Source organism: Chitinophaga eiseniae (assembly GCF_012641265.1).
Classification (GTDB): Bacteria; Bacteroidota; Bacteroidia; order Chitinophagales; family Chitinophagaceae; genus Chitinophaga; species Chitinophaga eiseniae_A.
On the sequence record NZ_JABAHZ010000001.1, the window covers coordinates 198026 to 215599 of the forward strand.

At 45.3% G+C, this 17574-nt stretch carries 10 protein-coding genes; 7 read left to right on the forward strand and 3 right to left on the reverse strand.

Annotated elements, in window-relative coordinates:
* Positions 1-44: 44 nt before the first annotated feature.
* Entirely contained in the window at positions 45-4166 is a 4122-nt protein-coding gene (locus tag HGH91_RS00755) for a two-component regulator propeller domain-containing protein (protein ID WP_168736561.1), read from the reverse strand.
* A 267-nt stretch (positions 4167-4433) separates the two neighbouring features.
* Here HGH91_RS00755 and HGH91_RS00760 point away from each other — a divergent pair, with 267 nt between their 5' ends.
* Both HGH91_RS00760 and HGH91_RS00765 read left to right on the forward strand, forming a co-directional pair.
* A complete protein-coding gene (locus tag HGH91_RS00760) occupies positions 4434-7340 on the forward strand; it encodes a family 43 glycosylhydrolase (RefSeq protein WP_168736562.1) in 2907 nt (968 codons plus the stop codon).
* A 45-nt stretch (positions 7341-7385) separates the two neighbouring features.
* Positions 7386-8486, forward strand: a complete 1101-nt coding sequence (locus HGH91_RS00765) for an endo-1,4-beta-xylanase (RefSeq protein ID WP_168736563.1) — start codon at positions 7386-7388, stop codon at positions 8484-8486.
* Between the two features lie 15 nt (positions 8487-8501).
* Here the strand turns inward: HGH91_RS00765 and HGH91_RS00770 are convergent, their stop codons facing one another.
* Positions 8502-9383: a helix-turn-helix domain-containing protein gene (locus HGH91_RS00770; RefSeq protein ID WP_168736564.1), complete on the reverse strand. Its 882-nt coding sequence runs from the start codon at positions 9381-9383 to the stop codon at positions 8502-8504.
* A gap of 269 nt (positions 9384-9652) precedes the next feature.
* On the opposite strand from HGH91_RS00770, the gene HGH91_RS00775 reads away from it, so the two are divergent.
* The 5 genes from HGH91_RS00775 (at position 9653) to HGH91_RS00795 (ending at position 15072) form a co-directional block, all read left to right on the forward strand.
* Complete coding sequence (locus tag HGH91_RS00775; RefSeq protein WP_168736565.1) at positions 9653-11299, forward strand: alpha-L-fucosidase; 1647 nt, start codon at positions 9653-9655, stop codon at positions 11297-11299.
* A 95-nt stretch (positions 11300-11394) separates the two neighbouring features.
* Complete coding sequence (fucP, locus tag HGH91_RS00780; RefSeq protein ID WP_211092152.1) at positions 11395-12663, forward strand: L-fucose:H+ symporter permease; 1269 nt, start codon at positions 11395-11397, stop codon at positions 12661-12663.
* Between the two features lie 17 nt (positions 12664-12680).
* Positions 12681-13697: an aldo/keto reductase gene (locus HGH91_RS00785; protein WP_168736566.1), complete on the forward strand. Its 1017-nt coding sequence runs from the start codon at positions 12681-12683 to the stop codon at positions 13695-13697.
* Between the two features lie 13 nt (positions 13698-13710).
* Entirely contained in the window at positions 13711-14046 is a 336-nt protein-coding gene (locus HGH91_RS00790; protein ID WP_168736567.1) for an L-rhamnose mutarotase, read from the forward strand.
* 9 nt (positions 14047-14055) lie between these two features.
* The gene (locus HGH91_RS00795; RefSeq protein WP_168736568.1) at positions 14056-15072 is read left to right on the forward strand and encodes a zinc-binding alcohol dehydrogenase family protein; all 1017 of its coding nucleotides are present in this window, start codon (positions 14056-14058) and stop codon (positions 15070-15072) included.
* Between the two features lie 119 nt (positions 15073-15191).
* On the opposite strand, the gene HGH91_RS00800 is transcribed toward HGH91_RS00795, so the two are convergent.
* Complete coding sequence (locus HGH91_RS00800; RefSeq protein WP_168736569.1) at positions 15192-17042, reverse strand: cellulase family glycosylhydrolase; 1851 nt, start codon at positions 17040-17042, stop codon at positions 15192-15194.
* Positions 17043-17574: the final 532 nt, after the last annotated feature.

Here is a 17574-nt window from a genome sequence, read left to right on the forward strand (position 1 = left end):
ATAACGGCCCCCTTACTATAAGGGGGCTTTTTGTTGCTGTATCATTACTCCAGGGCCTTGTCTTTTTGCACCCTGGCTATAAATTCGGAGGGCAGCATATTGTATTTTATCTTAAATGACTTGGCGAAGTAATTAGGTGTGGAGAATCCTACCTGGTAAGCAATTTCAGCAATGGTCAGGTCACTTCTTTTCATCAGCATCGCTGCTTTTTCCAGCCGGTAAGACCGGATGTATTCTACCGGGGTTTGACCGGTTAATTCCAGTAATTTATTGTAGAGAGAGCTCCGGCTCATTCCCACTTCTTTACTCAGGCTTTCCACAGAGAGCTGGGAGTCTGTCAGGTTGGCCTCCAGGTGGCTTGCGATCCGCGCCATCAGTTTTTCTTCCGACGATACTTTTTCTATTTCAGGCGCCAGTAATTTTATTTGTTTGGTATAGGTATTTTTCAGGGTGTCGTTAAGATGCAGCAGGTTCCTGATTTTCGCGTGAAGTATTTCGAAATTAAAGGGCTTGGTGATATAATCGTTGGCGCCTGTAGCCAGCCCCGCAATCTGTTGTTCTTCATTGGTAAGTGCGGTAAGCAATATCACGGGTATATGGCTGGTTCTTTTATCCAGTTTCAATTTCTGCAGCAGGCTGATACCATCCATTTCCGGCATGGTGATATCGCTAACAATCAAATGTGGATGTAATAACAACGCTTTTTGCCAGCCCTCTTTCCCATTGGTAGCTTCTATTACTTTGTAGTTCCTGCGAAGATGATCTTTAAGATAATCCCTGAAGTCTTCATTATCTTCTACGAGCAATATCACAGATGTTTTCGAACTGTCCGGTAATTCTTCTCCCTGCTGGGATGTTATTACTTCCTGCGCTTGCAGCATTGCTTCGGCAGGCGGCAGCAGCGGCGTTATAGCGGGCGTTTCCTGCACCGGGGCCTCTACGGCTGCTTTTAAAGGAAGTTGTATGGAGAATGTGGCGCCTTCTCCAGGCTCACTTTCTACTTCAATGGTTCCGCTGTGTATTTTTATAAATTCCTTCGTAATAGACAATCCAATACCTGTTCCCTGGTTTAATATGGCGGAAGCAGTATCTGTCTGGAAGAAATGTTCAAATATCTTTTCTCTTTTGTCTTTGGGGATGCCCATGCCGGTATCTTTTACTATTATCTGAATCCATTGCTGGCCGGTCGTTTCATTTTTATTCAGCAGCTTTAGCGCTACCGTAACCACACCTTTTTCCGGTGTAAACTTGAATGCATTGGAAAGCAAATTGAAAAGAATGCGTTCTATTTTATCATGGTCAAATACAGCAGGCAATGTATCCGGTACACTGAGGAAGGTAAATTGGATGTCTTTTCGCTCGGCAAAGTCGCGGAAGGAATCTGTTACTTCTTTGATAAAAGATACCAGGTCTCCCGTAGCAAGCTGTAATTTTAACTCATGCTCTTCCATTTTCCTGAAATCCAGTAATTGGTTGACCAGGTTGAGTAGCCGCCGGGAGTTTCTTTTGATCATGTTTAGTTTGTCGAGGCGGGGACCGGTTGTTTCCCCGCTAATGAGCTGTTCCACCGGGCCCATGATCAGGGAAATAGGCGTTCTGAAATCATGACTGAGGTTGGTGAGAAATTTAATTTTAAGCCGGTCTATATCCTGCAATCTTTTTACTTCCAGCCTTTCCTGCTCCAGGAGGAATTTTTTTCTGATCCGCTTGATCCCCCGGTACCGGCTATACAGCAGTAACAGGCAAATGGTACAGAAATAAAAGATGTATGCATAGATAGTACGCCAGAAAGGTGGGCGCACATAGATCTTTATCCTGGTGTCCTGGTTGCTCCAGATGCCGTCATTGTTGCCGGCTTTTACATGAAAGGTGTATTCTCCCGGATCCAGGTTCGTATAGGCGGCGCTGTTTGTTGTACCGGTATAGTTCCAGTCTTTATCAAATCCCTCTAGTTTGTAGGCGTAGTAATTTTCGGTGGGAAGCGTATAGTTGAGCGCAACAAAGCTGATCACAAAGTTTTGTTTGTAGGTCAGGCGTATCTCGTCGGCTATAGAAATATGTGCTTTAATAGGACCGTTTTCATCGGGGAGTATCGATTTATTGGATACTTTTAAATCAGTTAGCAGTACCACCGGCGCATGTTTATTGACCGCCAGATCAGAAGGGGTAAAGTAATTAATACCTTCCAGCCCACCGAACATCAGATCGCCGTCAGACAAACGTATCCCGGAGTTATGGACGAAGTTATTATTTTGCACGCCATTGTAGTGGGTATAGTTCCTGAATTTTTTTGATTCAACCTGGAAACTGCTGATACCCATGTTGGTACTTAGCCAGATAGTACCGCTTTTGTCTTCGAGGATTTGGTAGATGGTCACATTTTGTAGTCCGTCTTTTTCAGAGAAATTGATAAACCGTTGCTGCGTTTTGTCAAAAAGACTCAGGCCCCCAAAAGTGCCTATCCACATGCGGCCTTTACTGTCGCGCAGCAGTGTTTGTACTTTATCGTTGGGTAACAGGCTGTTGCTTTGCGTGTAGATGTCCCATTGCCCGGTGCCGGGATGATAAACACCAATGCCTCCTCCATGGGAGCCAACCCAGATATTCCCTTCTGCATCTTCCTCGATAGCCCTGATATAGCCGTTAAACGGCAGTTTTTTTTCATTAGACAGCGCAGGATCTGGATGAGGCGTGTACCTGGCAACCACCTGTTCATTTTTGAGAACGTCCAGGCCTTCTCCATTGGTCCCTATCCAAACATTGCCTTTGCTGTCTTCCTTTATGCAAAAAATATCATTGGAGCCAAGATGGTTGGCGCCGGTGCCTTTGGCAATATATTTATAACTGCCGGTGGCGCTATTCATGATAAATAATCCCAACGCATAAGTGCCAATGTATAATTTTTTGTCATGGGTATAACTGAGTGCCATAATGGACACCTTATTCCCTTTTACCGGAAGTGGAATGTCGATAGGGCGAACTTTCCCGGTTTTGCGGTTAAATTCAAACATACCGCCGCCATCGGTAGCTACATAAGCATTGCCTTCGCCGTTTTCGGCCAGTGCGGTAACAATTGAGGACTGGCGGTTATTTTCATGGAAGGCAGTACCTGGTTTGAAATTAAAAAGATGTAGATTTTTATCATATTTGTTAACGCCGCCCCGAAAGGTGCCCAGCCAATAGATACCCTGCCCGTCGTTATAAATACATTTTATCGATTTGTTGGTAAGGCTATAAATGTTTTCGTCGGCAGGAAGATAATGATCAGCTGTATTGGTCCGGGTATTAAGTACAATCAACCCTTCTTCTGTGCCAATCCATAGCTGATGATCTTTATCCGGTTTGATGCAGTTAATTAACTTATTGTCCAGAAATGAAGAAGCAGGATAGGGGGAGATGCTGGCGCCATCGGGCTGCAGCGTATATAAACCTGTAGCAGTGCCAACCCAGATTTGCCCGTCGCTGTCGCCGGTAATTGTCCTGATTTCATTATCCTGGGTGGTAAACCCGGCTTTGTTGTTGGTGATCAATTTTGCAGTCCCCGTGGAAGAAACGTACCGGTAGAGGCCATGGCCAGTACCAATCCAGACTTGTTGTTTACGGTCCACGAAAACGCAGTGTGGACTGGCCTTCGCTTCCGGTCCCTCTTCTCCCGGCACCAGGTTGATTTTGGAAATATGGTGGGTACGGGGAACAAGCATAAATAAGTGCTCGAACTGCGCTATCCATATGTTGCCGGCCGTATCGCTGGAAATATCCAGTATCACTGCGTTGGGAGGGAGTTGCGGCGCATCCGCGTGGAGGGGGAAGTGAACAAAGGCATCTTTTTTACGGTCGTACAGGCTAATACCGCCCCCGCTGGTACCTATCCAGAGGTTACCGGATTTGTCTTCATGCAGCGCCAATACCTCATTGGCTCTCAGGCTGGAAGAGTCGCCCTGGCGATGCCGGTAAACGGTGAAGTGAGTGCCGTCAAATTTATTTAAGCCGTCGTCAGTGGCAAACCACATCAGGCCGTAGTGATCTTTCGTAATGGCATTCACACCGTTAGATACTAATCCGTCTTTAGAGGTAAGTGAAGTGAAGTTGATATGACCGGATTGCGTCCAACCGGTTTTAGCCAGGGATAATAAACAACACAGGAACGTGAATGTATGTCTAAGCATATTGGGCGGTCATTAAAAAAAACAAGATGTTGGTTGTGTGATACGAACGTGGTTCTTTGCACCCAATTTAAGTATTGTAATGAAATTTATCATCATTATGATACTAAATTGCCCTAATAACCTGTTGTTGAGCCATGATTATTGTCTAAAAGACATTTTTTCTATCAATTTCAACAAATGAACTAACGGGAAAGTAACCATCTCTCTATTTTTGTTTTCATGCAGGCCGCAATAAAGAACCAAAATGACTGAATAACGTTTTTAAAGATGTATAAGAAATTCCTCGTTATAGTACTCATGTCCGTTTTTAGTATATCACTTCATGCGCAGCAGTCGGACAATGAAGATGGCACCTATACCAATCCAATCATTTGGGCCGACTTCCCTGACAATGACGTGATCCGCGTTGGAGATACCTATTACATGGTAGCTACCTCTATGTACTTTTTTCCAGGTGTACCCTTGTTGCAGTCGAAAGACCTGGTGAACTGGACTTATGCTGCCAATGCGGTGCAGCGGTTTAAACAGCATCCCTTTTATGATTTAAAAGGAGGGAACAGGTATGGAAAAGGGCAGTGGGCCAGCAGTATTCGCTACCACCAGGGAAAGTTCTACATACTTTTCCTGACCCTGGATGAGGGCGGCTTTTTGTGTACCGCGTCAAAAGCAGAAGGTCCGTGGGACATTAAAAAGCTCGTAAGACCGTACTATGACGCGGGGTTGTTTTTTGATGACGATGGCCGCATCTATATTGCTCACGGATATTCTAAACTGTCTGTGACGGAAGTGGATGCTAACCTGGCTCCCCTCAGCCGCGACAGCGTTATATTTGACAAAGTGCAGCGGCCCGGCCTGGAAGGCTCGCATGTGTATAAGAAAGATGGGTATTATTACATTTATGCCACCTACGGCGGGGGAGACGGCTACCAGGTTTGCCTCCGGTCAAAAAGTATCTACGGTCCCTATGAGGAAAAAGTGGTACTGAAAGACGATATGAATCTCTATGGCAAAGGTGTTCACCAGGGAGCATTGATTGAAACACCCAGAGGAGAATGGTGGAGTGTCATCTTCCAGGATAGGGACGGAGTCGGAAGAGTACCCACCCTGCAGCCGGTGCAGTGGGTGGATGGCTGGCCTGTAGTAGGGAAAGATGGAAGAGCTGTAGTTACACATGTTAAACCCCGTACAGAGACCGTTGCTCCGGTAGAGGTACTTCCCGGCAGTGATGAGTTTAACGGCGATAAGCTGGGCATGCAATGGGCCTGGAATCATAATCCTGACGACAGTGCCTGGTCTTTAAGTGAACGGAAGGGACAATTGCGGCTCACCACCACCGGTGTTGCCGCCGATTTGCTCCATGCACGAAATTCGCTCACGCAACGCATATTCGGCCCGTTTTCTGACGCCACCACGGTATTTGATATCAGCGGAATGAAAAAGGGCGATGTAGCGGGACTTGCTGTTCTACAGCTACCCTATGCCTTCATTGGTATCCATGCAACAGGTGCTGCAAAGTTGATCGTGATGGAGCATGCCGGCAAGAGGGTAGATAGTGTTGTAATAGGGAAGGAGTCCAGGGTATTCTTTAAGGCTTCCGCTAACACCGTGACAAACCAGGCTTATTTCTGCTATAGCTTCGATAATAAAACATTCATCCCCCTGGGTGATACGCTGAATATGAGGTTTGACCTGAAGATGTTTACAGGTAACCGGTTTACGTTATTTAATTATGCCACCGTTCAAAGTGGTGGTCATGTTGATGTGGATTGGTTCCACCTGGATACCCGGAAGGGGCCTCCCAATCTCTTTAAGGCTTCCGCGCGAATTGCGGCAGACAGGTATGATGACATTTACGGCGCCCGTGTGGTGCCCGGAAAAGATGGCAATGGGCCGGGAGAGCAGGAAATAAGCCATTTGACAGCTGGGGCATGGATCCGGTTTAACCAGGTGGATTTTGACGGGGAATATAAATACCTGTTACTACGGGTAGCTCCCCGGGGAGGGCATATCAATGTATATCTTGATAAAGATACCTTAAACCCCTATGCGGCCGTAGCGGTGCCGGAACAACCTTCGCTGAAATATATGACCATAAGTGTACCTGTGAAGCCACTTACTGGCAGACACCGGCTGACATTTGCATTTACGGGAAACATACCATCTGCGGCACGTTTTAACTGGTTTACTTTTGCAGATAGTAACCAGCAGGCATATATCTCGTCCCCACTGGTTTCACATATCTATACCGCCGATCCGTCGGCGCATCTCTTTAACGGGAAAATATATATCTACCCCTCACATGATACAGCAGTCCAAACGAAAGAAAGCGATAATGGTGATCATTTCCAGATGGCCGACTACCATATCTTCTCCATGGATTCCATCGGAGGCAGGGTAACAGACCACGGGGCCGCGCTTCGGGTGCAGGACGTGCCATGGGCTGCTAAACAGCTGTGGGCGCCGGATGCAGCGTTTTCAAAAGGGATATATTATTTATATTTTCCTGCGAAGGATAAACAGGGGGTATTCAGAATAGGGGTAGCTTCTTCCAAACAGCCAACAGGCCCGTTTGTAGCGGAAAAGGAACCCATTACCGGAAGTTATAGCATCGATCCCTGTGTGTTCAGGGACGACGACGGTTCCTTTTATTTGTACTTTGGAGGCATCTGGGGAGGACAGTTACAAAACTGGAACGATAACCGCTATGATGCCACTGCCCATCTGCGTGAAAAGAATGAACCGGCCATTCTTCCCCGGGTGGCCAAGCTTTCCGGGGATATGAAAAGCCTGGAAAACGCGCCGTTGACCATAAAAATAACAGATCGTACCGGCCGCCTATACAACGAGCAGGAGAACGACAAACGCTTTTTTGAAGCGGCCTGGATGCACAAATACCATGGCAAATACTACTTCTCGTACTCAACAGGTGATACACACAATATTGTATATGCGATTGGAGACAGTCCCTATGGCCCCTTTACCTACCAGGGTGTTATACTGAAACCGGTTGAAGGCTGGACCAACCATCATTCAATTATTGAAATCGGGCATAAATGGTATTTGTTTTATCATGATACGCAGTTGTCGGGCAAAACACACCTTAGAAACATCAAGGTAATGGAGTTGAAGTATAATAGTGATGGCACTATTCAAACGTTGAGCGCATTCAGGTGAATGCCCGTAATACCTTTCCTAAACAATTAATGAATCAAGATATATATGAAGTATCTCAGCCACCTTGTTATTATTTTGCTGGCCGCAGCCATCAGTATGTCCTGCGTAGCTTATCGCGCTCATCATCCTGCTTCGCCGGAAGCGCCGGGTCTAAAAGACTATTACAGGGATTATTTTCCTATAGGCGTAGCCGTTTCAGGGTATGCGCTGCATACAGATGAAGCGGGGCTGGTGACCCGGCAATTTAACAGCATTACCCCGGAAAATGCCATGAAAATGAGCGTGATCCATCCTGGTGAACAGCAATATAACTGGAGGGATGCTGATTCCATAGCGGCTTTTGCCCGCCGGAATGGGATGAAGCTCAGGGGACATACCCTGGTTTGGCATAATCAGGCTCCCAAATGGATCTTTAAAGATGCCAATGGGCAGCAGGTATCCAAAGATGTATTATTACAACGTTTGAAAGAGCATATTATGACGGTGGTAAAGAGATATAAAGGAATCGTATATGCCTGGGATGTAGCCAACGAAGTGATCAGCGACCGTAAGGATGAGTTCTACCGGAATTCTTTGTGGTACCAGATCTGCGGTGAAGAATACATAGAGAAAGCATTTCAGTGGGCACATGAAGCCGACCCTGATGCCTTATTGTTTTACAATGATTACAATGAGATTAATACGGTGAAGCGGGAAAAAATGATCCGTATGCTCAATAACCTGGTCAGCAAAGGAGTGCCTGTTCATGGGGTAGGGTTGCAGGCGCACTGGGCAGTAAATGAGCCATCGGCAGAGCAACTGGATAAAACGATGGCAGATTTTGCGAAACTGGGGCTGAAAATACAAATTACTGAATTTGATGTTTCCGTTTACCGCAAGGAACATGAGATGAGGAGCCGGGAAGCGGGCGACAGTGCCATGGAATTTACCGCGGTAAAGGAGCAGCAACAGCTCGAACAATTCCGCCGGTGTTTCGAATCTTTCCGCAAGTATCGCGATGTTTTAACAGGTGTAACGTTTTGGAACATCTCCGATCGGTATAGCTGGCTTGACAATTTTCCTGTGCGCGGCCGGAAGGACTATCCATTGTTATTTGATAAGGAGCTGCAACCCAAGAAAGCATTTTGGGCGGTTGTTAAGTTTTAAGGTGCAGACGACGATCTAAAATCCGCCTGTATCCATCTGTTTTTTGTAGTTCCCGGGCGACATTCCTGTTATTTTCTTAAAGATTTTAGAGAAGTAAAATACATTGTCAAAACCTGTTTGCAGAGCAATTTCAGCAAAGGTCATCTGGGTGGTTAACATTAGATATTGAGCCCGCTCGATTCTTTTTTCATGTACATATTTAACAGGCCTTTCGCCAGTGTGTTGATGAAAAAGGCGCGAAAAATAATCGGTATGCAGGTTCACTTTTTTCGCCAGATAGGCTACCGATAAATCACGTTGCAGGTTCAGCTGAATATAACTGATTACATTCAGGATCTTAGCCGGTACATGTCCTGCGTCCATATATTTAAAGGTCTCTTGTGTCAGAAAGCGGGAAACCATCTGGAGGAGAATACCATGCGTTTCCGTGAATGTTGACATGCTTTGACGGTTATTAAGCTCCTGGTACTCTTTGTAGAAAATATTCTTTTCATATACCCTGGGATTATCAGAACGATTAATGCCTCGCCCTGGATTTATTTCCAATAGCCGCTTGAAGTTCAGGGTATCAATTTCAGTCGCTTTTACCCTGGCAATGGACCTGTTATTTTCAAACAGGGAAATACCATCCGACGACTCTTCAAAAAACTGGACGAAGTATTGGCTTAGATAATCAGGGCATACCAGGTTACATAGTGTAAAGCTTGGTATGATATATAGAAAGCCGGGCTCAAGGCGGACCTTAGCCGACGCGTCCCAGATTTCCCCAGCTCCGGCATCAATATAATATATCCTGAAATATGGGCTGATCACATTTTTGTAATTCCATTTGGAATCAAGCTTTACATGGTCAACGTTCAATAACGTGAATGTTTGTTTTAGCGTTCTCTTAATCATATAATATAATTACCGGCTCAAACACCCGATCGGGTGTACTGTTGCCTGCTTTTAGGGTGACCATATTATTCCCATGTTACGGTTTTGCCGTAGCAATGATAGTCAAATAGTCGGATTTGTATAAAAAAAAGTCTAATTAGGCCAAATATTGGGTAAGTATTTCGGAGTAAGTTTGATTTGTTAATTACAAGTTGCTGTTATAAGCCGGGAATTGCCAGTAAAAACAGGTGATTCCCGTCATATAGCTGTTGGTGATAAAATTAAATTCCATGAAAAGAAGAACGCTGATAAAAGGTCTGGCCACAGGCCTATCCTCTCTGTATCTATCAGATCTTTATGCACACAGTTTGTTAAATACTCGGTCTGTTCCACGTATGGCGCCAGGTCCATTTCAATCTACCTGGGATTCTCTCGGACAATACCAGGTACCAGACTGGTTTCGTGATGCAAAGTTTGGCATCTGGGCGCATTGGGGACCGCAGTGCCAGCCGGAACATGGCGATTGGTACGCCCGCGGTATGTACGAGGAGGGAAGTGATCATTATAAATATCATCTTCAAAAATATGGTCATCCTTCAAAGTTTGGCTTTAAGGATGTAATAAACGACTGGAAGGCGGAGAACTGGCATCCGGAAGAGTTGGTCGCCTTATATAAAAAGGCCGGCGCCAAATATTTTATGGCGATGGCCAATCACCATGATAATCTTGACTTGTACGATAGCCAATACCACCGATGGAATACTACGAAGCTGGGACCAAAGAAAGATCTCATCGGAGGTTGGGCAAAAGCGGCCAGGGAGCAAGGGCTACCCTTCGGAGTTAGCATCCACGCTTCCCATGCCTGGACCTGGTACGAGGTAGCACAGCGTGCCGACAAAAGGGGACCCTATGCAGGAGTACCGTATGATGGCAAACTGACTAAAGCCGACGGTCACAATAAATGGTGGAAAGGGTATGATCCCCAGGAACTGTATGCTCAAAATCATGCGTTGAGTAAGGATAGTCTGAAGGGAGATATGGGCGCTTACTGGGACTGGGGGAATGGTGCAAATGTGCCGGATAAAGCCTACTGCGGCAAGTTTTTAAACCGGACCATTGATCTCATTGATAAGTATGGACCCGAGCTCGTTTATTTTGATGATAATGCGCTGCCACTCTGGCCAATAAGCGATGCAGGGTTAAAAATAGCCGCTCACCTTTATAACACCAGTATCAAAAAACACGGAAAATTACAGGCCGCCCTGTTTGGAAAAAGGCTGAATGAACAGCAACGCAAATGTATGATCTGGGATATTGAGCGTGGACAAAGCAATCAAATAGAACCGCTGCCCTGGCAAACAGATACCTGTATTGGGGGCTGGCATTACGATCGTCGCCTGTTCGACAATAAGGGCTATAAAAGCGCCAAAACAGTAGTGCACACGCTGGTGGATGTAGTAAGTAAAAATGGTAATCTTTTACTTAATATTCCTGTACGTGGTGATGGTACTATCGACAGTGAAGAGCGCGCAGTTGTAGAACAAGTTGCGGCCTGGATGCAGGTCAACAGTGAAGCGATCTACAGTACACGTCCCTGGAAAGTATTTGGAGAGGGGCCTGCCATGGAATCCGTAGCTGCGCTGAATGCCCAGGGTTTTAACGAAGGAAAGGGCCAACCATTTGTAGCAGAAGACATTCGTTTTACTACTAAGGGTAAAACCCTGTATGCAGTAATGTTGGGCTGGCCGGCAAATAATGAAATATCAGTGAAAGCCCTGGCTGCAAACGACCAGGCAGGAAAAGTGAGCCAGGTAAGCCTGTTGGGAAACGACAGGCTCAACTTCCGGCAAACTGCTGAAGGTCTGAAGGTACAGTTGCCGGAAAATCCTCCTTGTAAAGAAGCTTTTGTATTGAAAATTGAAGGAGCGATCGCCTGATTACCGGGACTAGAAGATATATCCGTTATCTGATTCCGGAATAGACCGGTGGCATATATGCCGGGGAATCTATCCGCGTAAAATTCAAGATTTATATGGCAAAGAACCATACATTATTCCCGTTTATATTGATTACAAGCCTGTTTTTTTTATGGGGTTTTGCACATAACCTTGATCCCATATTAATACCGCATTTGCAGAAATCATTTACGTTGACTACCGTTCAGGCTACCCTGGTTGATTCTGCCGTGTTTGTCGCTTATTTTGTCATGGCTTTACCCGCGGGGTTTATTATGAAAAAGTATGGCTATAAAGCAGGCATTATCGCCGGGTTGCTGGTTTTTGCATTGGGCTCTTTTTTATTTATTCCTGCAGCCAATACACAGCAGTACACGTTTTTTCTTATCGCGTTGTTTATTATTGCCTGTGGCCTGACGATTCTGGAAACGGCGGCTAATCCTTACGCATCATCACTTGGGGATCCGGCGTCCTCTACACAACGGCTCAATCTTGCGCAGTCGTTTAATGGGCTGGCAGCCACGCTTGCCCCCGTGGTCGGCGCACGGGTGATCCTTACAAAAGGTTATACCGTTGCACAATTGAGTACAATGACGGAAGAAGGCCGTCACCTCGCGCTTGCTGCGGAAGCAGCCACTGTAAAAATGCCTTATTTTATTTTGGGAAGCGTACTGGTATTGATAGCCATCATTTTCGCCTTTACCCGGTTACCGGCTATCCAGGCAAACGAAGGGCATACCGCCAGCAGGCATATTTTTCATGCCTTTAAGCACCATCACCTGACCTGGAGCGTTGTAGCACAATTTTTTTATGTAGGCGCCCAGGTATGCGTATTTAGCCTGTTTATTCTTTATGCAACAAAAGCTGCCGGTATAACAGAAGTAAAGGCTGCTGACTACCTGGGTTTATGCGGACTGGCATTTTTAACAGGAAGATTTGTTGGTACTTATTTAATGCAATATTTCAGTTCGGCCAGGTTACTGGCAGTATATGCCGTCATCAATATTTTTCTTTGCATCATGGCGATCTGCGGATCTGGTATGATCACAATTTATACCGTGATAGGTATTTGCTTTTTTATGTCTATTATGTTTCCCACCATTTTTGCGCTGGGTATTAAGGAACTACGCGGCGACACTGAGTTTGGAAGTAGTTTAATCATTATGTCTATTGTTGGGGGAGCAATTTTACCACGGGCATTTGGCTACATCAGTGATGTAACGGGAAATATCCAATATGGTTACGTGGTGCCGTTGATCTGTTTCGTAGCGGTGGCCTTTTTTGGATTCAAAGGTCATCGCATAAAGGCGAAACAGGAGAAATTAATTGTTTCAACTATTGTTTAAAATTAGTGGTCTCTGATATGAATAAAATCACATTGCCGGAAGTAATTTTTGGTACCAGTGGATTAGGAAATTTATATGTAGCGCTCCCGGATGAGGTGAAAGTATCCATTGTTAACGAATGCATAAAGTGTTCGCCCGGTCCGGTGGTATTTGATTCTGCTGGTAAATACGGCGCCGGGCTGGCCCTGGAGGCTTTGGGCCGCAGTTTGAAACAATTGGAGGTCGCCCCGTCGGATGTGCTGATTAGCAATAAGCTGGGATGGCTGCGTACCGAATTAAAAACAACAGAACCCACTTTTGAACCAGGCGTATGGAAGAACCTGGAACATGATGCCGTTCAGAGAATAAGCTACCATGGCATCCTGGAATGCTATGAACAGGGCAATAAATTATTGGGTGATTATCATGCTGCGCTGGTATCTGTGCATGATCCGGATGAATACCTCGCGGCCTCGAAGAATGAACAGGAACAGCAACAGCGTTACCAGGATATACTGGATGCTTACCGGGCTTTACACGAATTAAAGGCTGCTGGTAAAGTTAAAGCGATTGGCGTAGGGGCAAAGGATTGGAAGATAATAGCCAAGATAGCCGGAGATGTAAAGCTGGATTGGGTAATGATTGCAAATAGTATGACGGTTCATAGTCATCCTGCGGCGTTGGTGGATTTTATGTTGAGGTTGGAGCAGGAGGATATTACCGTTATAAACTCGTCCGTTTTTAATGGCGGCTTCTTAACGGGATCTGCTTATTATAATTATCAGTTAACAGACCCGGTAAAAGATAAAGCATTATACGATTGGCGGGAACAATTTTACCAGTTATGTCTCCGCTATAGCATAAAACCAGTAGCTGCGTGCGTAATTTTTGGTATGAATGCACCCGGTGTCAGGAGTATCGCTTTAAATACCACACAGGCAGAAAGGGTTAAAGAGAATATTTCATTACCCCAATCAATGATCCCAAAGGGATTTTGGCAGGAAATGGAAAATGAGGGGTTGATTGACCCGGCGTATGCTTCCAGATATTTGTAAATGTTAAACGACTATGAAAAGATACTGTTTAGCCCTTGATTTGAAGGATGATCCGCAACTGATTGCAGAATATGAATATTGGCATAAAGCGGAAAATGGTTGGCCGGAAATAAGAAGGAGCATCCTTGATGCAGGAATTGCAGCAATGGAGATTTATAGAACGGGTAATCGATTAATGATGATTATGGAAACTAATGAGCGGTATGATGAAGCGTCGAAAAATGCGTCAGATGCAGCCAATCCTAAAGTGCAGGAGTGGGAGCAATTAATGTGGAAATTCCAACAACCGTTACCCTGGGCAAAAGAAGGGGAGAAATGGGTGAAGATGGAACAGATCTTTCAACTTTAAAAGAATAGTATGCGAACAATAGTTTGTGGGGAGCCGGGAAGATTAACACTTCAGGATACCCAAAGGCCGGCGCCAGGAGAAGGGTATGTCCAGATCAGGATCCGCAGGGTTGGCGTTTGTGGTACAGATCTGCATGCATTTGAAGGAACGCAACCTTATTTTAATTATCCGCGTGTCTTGGGACATGAGCTTTCGGGTGATTTAGTGGAATCAAATGGTGCAGCGGGGTTTTCAAACGGAGAGATTGTAACTTTTATCCCCTACTTTAATTGTGGCGTTTGTATTGCCTGCAGGTCAGGAAAGCCCAATTGCTGCGTTAAGATGAATGTTTGTGGTGTGCATGTTGACGGGGGAATGACGGAATACCTGAACGTACCTGCTTATGCGCTGGTACATGGTGATGGCCTGGGTTATGACGACCTGGCCCTGGTAGAACCTTTGGCCATCGGTGCGCATAGTATCCGGAGGGCGGATGTAAAACCCGGTGAATTTGTGCTGGTTATTGGCGCCGGCCCCATTGGATTGGGTGTTATGGAATTTGCCCGCATTGCCGGTGGTAAAGTAATTGTTGTAGATATTAATGCCCAAAGATTAGCATTTTGTAAAGAAAAATTGAAAGTTGATCGTGTTATTGATGCCTCCCGTGAAAACGTTGTGGAGCAACTGGCTATTATCACCAACGGAGATATGCCGGCTGTAGTGATAGATGCCACCGGTAATTTAAAGGCAATAAATAACAGCTTTCAATACATTGCTCATGGCGGCAGGTATATCCTGGTGGGGTTGCAGAAAGAAGATATCAGTTTCAGTCATCCGGAGTTCCATAAGCGGGAAGCTACCCTGATGAGTAGTCGTAATGCAACACGGGAAGATTTTGATCACGTTATAGCAGCTATGAAAAAAGGTTGGGTACAACCGGCCAATTATATCAGCCATCGTATAGCGTTTGAAAAAGTTGCAGCGGAATTTGAAAGTTTGCTTGATCCTTCCAATGGAGTTATTAAAGCAATGATAGAGCTGGATTGATAGCGGGGTTTCTCTGCTAAAGCAACGGCGGCTTCCGGAAAAAATAACGGCAATAATCACTGCAATGATTATTGCCGTTATGGGGATATAGTCCTATAGGAAAAGATGTTATAATGCTGCTATTGTTTTATGACCTTGAATGATTTTGTCCATGTATTTCCTGTAACTTTTATAATATAGGTATTGGGTTTGAGCGAGGCGCCAAATTCTAACCGGTTTTTAATTGCCACTGGTTTTATAGATTCAACTACCCTGCCGGTGATATCAACTATTTCAATAAGCATTATCTTTTCATTGTTGCCAACTACCAGGTTAAAACTTGTTGATGACGGATTAGGATATACCGTAACCTGCGACGTTTGTTTGTCAATAGTGGAATTGCTGACAAACACCGGTTGTGCAGCGGTTCGGGCATTGGTGGTGGCAGAAGAAGTCCACTGCTGATTGTAACTGGAACTTGTAGTCCACTGCGCCAGGTCGGAACCATTGCCGGTTTGGCCAAGTCCGTCGAGGTATAAACCGGTGGCCCTGTTCTTAAATTTCACAAAACCACCTGTGTTTTCCATGGTCCATTGCTGGTTGTTACTGCTACTGCTGGCCCATTGTCCGGCAATTGACCCATTGGAAGTTCTTCCCATTCCATCTAAATATAATCCGGTAGCACGGTTTTTTAGCTTTACATAACTTCCTGTTGTTTCTAAAGCCCATTGCTGGTTATAGCTTCCACTATTGCTCCATTGCGAACAGTTGGATCCGTTGGCTGTAGCGCCCATTCCATCCATCAATAGGCCCGTGGTGCGATTAGCCAGTGTAATATAGCCAGCCGAAGAACCGCCGGCGCCCTGCATAATGGCGTTGATGACACCCTGGTCATTTACGGCTGCCGTGCTGCGGTTAAACAGGCCAAAATCGGAGGCGCCATTATCCCAATACACCGGCACCATGCCTTTATTTTTAGCAGCGCTGGTAACATACTTATTAAAGTACTCCCTGGATGCCAGGTGCAGTGAAAGGTCTGATGGATTAGTTCTTTTGATGGCGCCAAATTCACCGATGATTACCGGGATACCATTGTCTACGAACTTTGTTTTCATCAATCCTAAAGCGCGTTCTACTTCACTCTCTTCTCCCCAGGTGCTATTGCGGTCTGTTTGGGTGGTAGAATGGTAGCCATTTCCCCAGTAGTAAAACATGGTTCCCCAGGAGGCATCTGCCGTCAAACCGCAAAATTGCCAGGGTGCGTAGTAGTGGACTTCCATCATCAACCGGTTGGAAATCTGGTCGGTGGGCATCGTATTCATCAGGTTATAGGTATTGTCAATGCTTGTTGATGGCCCTTGTATGATAAGACTACGGGAACTGTTATTGCCACCGGTTGCACGAACAGCATTTATGAAAGTTTGATGATAGGATAATAAAACCGACATCCCTGTTGCATCGCTGACAGCCGGTTCATTGGCACTGGCAAAAAGTAATCGTTCGTTATAGTTTTTAAAATAATTGGCAATCTGGGTCCAGTAATTTTGTTGTTTGGCATTTACCGCGTTTTGTGCGCTGGTGGTACAGTTGTTCTCCAGCCAGCCTCCATCCCAGTGGATGTTTATAATAACGTACATGTTATTATTGATACAGTAATCTACTACTGTTTTTACGCGGGCAATCCACGCGGCATCAATTACGCCATTGCTGGTATGGCAATCCCAGGCGCAGGGGATCCGAACTGTATTGAAGCCGGCTGCCTTTACAGCGTTGATAAGCGCCTGGCTGGTAGTGGGGTTACCCCAGGCATTTTCGCCACAAATGGCGTCCAGCGTATTGCCGAGGTTCCAGCCGACTTTCATCTGGCTGGCCACCTGTTGTGCGGTGGGCAGCTGGCCCCAGGCAGGAATAGATAGAAAAATGCCGGCCGCTGCTAACAGCAGTTTACATTTGGATTTTAACAGTGCTGATAAAAATAGGAAGTGTTTCATGGTGTTAATCTTTTTAGATTAGGTTGAAGGTGATTGTTATCTATATTTTTATTGACTGATTGTAGTATGTCTGGGAGAGGAAAGCTATATTTGTGAAATAGGGTCTGTCACACAGCAATGAAGGACCTTTTGCTTTTTGTTGGGCGATAAATTATAATCGCAGATTACCTGCGAATACTACAGTTACCAGGAATTCAGATGGAATAACCAATGACATTGCAGCAGCCCTTTTAACAGCCAATCAGCATCATTTATAAAAGCATGAAGTACAACCGGCGCAGCCGGTTGTCAGGTAATTTGTTGCAGTAGATTTTATGTGTCTAATTGACGCTTAAATATGGTGCTTAGTAATGACGGGGATTTTAAACAGGCATCACAATGGCGGGTGGGCCGGGTAACAGGAAACAGTAACGATATTTTCATAACGAGGCAGATTGATGACGTGGAAGAATGTTATAAAGTTAGTTAGTCCGGTCCGTAACAAGGGGAGTCAAATATTTCGGATTAGGGTATAGAATGTTACAACATCCTG

What these genes read in the sequence shown, in the direction of transcription:
- HGH91_RS00755 (WP_168736561.1), bottom strand. Translation starts at nt 4,166, where the DNA reads ATGCTTAGACATACATTCACGTTCCTGTGTTGTTTATTATCCCTGGCT.
- HGH91_RS00760 (WP_168736562.1), top strand. Translation starts at nt 4,434, where the DNA reads ATGTATAAGAAATTCCTCGTTATAGTACTCATGTCCGTTTTTAGTATA.
- HGH91_RS00765 (WP_168736563.1), top strand. Translation starts at nt 7,386, where the DNA reads ATGAAGTATCTCAGCCACCTTGTTATTATTTTGCTGGCCGCAGCCATC.
- HGH91_RS00770 (WP_168736564.1), bottom strand. Translation starts at nt 9,383, where the DNA reads ATGATTAAGAGAACGCTAAAACAAACATTCACGTTATTGAACGTTGAC.
- HGH91_RS00775 (WP_168736565.1), top strand. Translation starts at nt 9,653, where the DNA reads ATGAAAAGAAGAACGCTGATAAAAGGTCTGGCCACAGGCCTATCCTCT.
- fucP (WP_211092152.1), top strand. Translation starts at nt 11,395, where the DNA reads ATGGCAAAGAACCATACATTATTCCCGTTTATATTGATTACAAGCCTG.
- HGH91_RS00785 (WP_168736566.1), top strand. Translation starts at nt 12,681, where the DNA reads ATGAATAAAATCACATTGCCGGAAGTAATTTTTGGTACCAGTGGATTA.
- HGH91_RS00790 (WP_168736567.1), top strand. Translation starts at nt 13,711, where the DNA reads ATGAAAAGATACTGTTTAGCCCTTGATTTGAAGGATGATCCGCAACTG.
- HGH91_RS00795 (WP_168736568.1), top strand. Translation starts at nt 14,056, where the DNA reads ATGCGAACAATAGTTTGTGGGGAGCCGGGAAGATTAACACTTCAGGAT.
- HGH91_RS00800 (WP_168736569.1), bottom strand. Translation starts at nt 17,042, where the DNA reads ATGAAACACTTCCTATTTTTATCAGCACTGTTAAAATCCAAATGTAAA.